Origin of the sequence: Pseudomonas haemolytica, from assembly GCF_009659625.1 — a bacterium.
Lineage (GTDB): Bacteria > Pseudomonadota > Gammaproteobacteria > Pseudomonadales > Pseudomonadaceae > Aquipseudomonas > Aquipseudomonas haemolytica.
This window is the reverse complement of the sequence record NZ_VOIW01000016.1, coordinates 1-1,460: the sequence shown is the minus strand read 5'-3', so window position 1 is coordinate 1,460 and position 1,460 is coordinate 1. Positions and strand designations below refer to the sequence as shown.

1 protein-coding gene is annotated in these 1,460 nt (G+C 53.6%); it reads left to right on the top strand.

Going from position 1 to position 1,460, the window contains the following annotated elements:
- Window positions 1–804: 804 nt before the first annotated feature.
- Window positions 805–1,460, top strand: a 656-nt coding sequence (locus FRT59_RS26910) for an AadA family aminoglycoside 3''-O-nucleotidyltransferase (protein ID WP_153840011.1), incomplete at its 3' end; no start/stop codon positions are given.

The following is a 1,460-nucleotide window of genomic DNA, read 5'->3' as shown; positions in this document are numbered from 1 at the left end:
GTTTCCGCACTTAAAGAATTGATGACCGTGCGGCCGCGATATCCTGCAGATGCATCCAGTACTAGTATGGCCCGGGGGATCCGGCGCGCCTAGGCCTTGACGGCCTTCACTCAATTCGCCCTATAGTGAGTCGTATTACGTCGCGCTCACTGGCCGTCGTTTTACAACGTCGTGACTGGGAAAACCCTGGCGTTACCCAACTTAATCGCCTTGCAGCACATCCCCCTTTCGCCAGCTGGCGTAATAGCGAAGAGGCCCGCACCGAAACGCCCTTCCCAACAGTTGCGCAGCCTGAATGGCGAATGGGAGCGCCCTGTAGCGGCCACTCAACCCTATCTCGGTCTATTCTTTTGATTTATAAGGGATTTTGCCGATTTCGGCCTATTGGTTAAAAAATGAGCTGATTTAACAAAAATTTAACGCGAATTTTAACAAAATATTAACGCTTACAATTTAGGTGGCACTTTTCGGGGAAATGTGCGCGGAACCCCTATTTGTTTATTTTTCTAAATACATTCAAATATGTATCCGCTCATGAGACAATAACCCTGATAAATGCTTCAATAATATTGAAAAAGGAAGAGTATGCGTAGCCGTAATTGGAGCCGTACCCTGACCGAACGTAGCGGCGGTAATGGTGCGGTGGCGGTGTTTATGGCGTGCTATGATTGCTTTTTTGGCGTGCAGAGCATGCCGCGTGCGAGCAAACAGCAGGCGCGTTATGCGGTGGGCCGTTGCCTGATGCTGTGGAGCAGCAACGATGTGACCCAGCAGGGCAGCCGTCCGAAAACCAAACTGAACATTATGCGTGAAGCGGTGATTGCGGAAGTGAGCACCCAGCTGTCTGAAGTGGTGGGCGTGATTGAACGTCATCTGGAACCGACCCTGCTGGCCGTGCATCTGTATGGCAGCGCGGTGGATGGCGGCCTGAAACCGCATAGCGATATTGATCTGCTGGTGACCGTGACCGTGCGTCTGGATGAAACCACCCGTCGTGCGCTGATTAACGATCTGCTGGAAACCAGCGCGAGCCCGGGTGAAAGCGAAATTCTGCGTGCGGTGGAAGTGACCATCGTGGTGCATGATGACATTATTCCGTGGCGTTATCCGGCGAAACGTGAGCTGCAGTTTGGCGAATGGCAGCGTAACGATATTCTGGCCGGCATTTTTGAACCGGCGACCATTGATATCGATCTGGCCATTCTGCTGACCAAAGCGCGTGAACATAGCGTGGCGCTGGTTGGTCCGGCAGCGGAAGAACTGTTTGATCCGGTGCCGGAACAGGACCTGTTTGAAGCGCTGAACGAAACCCTGACCCTGTGGAACAGCCCGCCGGATTGGGCGGGTGATGAACGCAACGTGGTGCTGACCCTGAGCCGTATTTGGTATAGCGCGGTGACCGGCAAAATTGCGCCGAAAGATGTGGCGGCGGATTGGGCCATGGAACGTCTGCCGGCGCA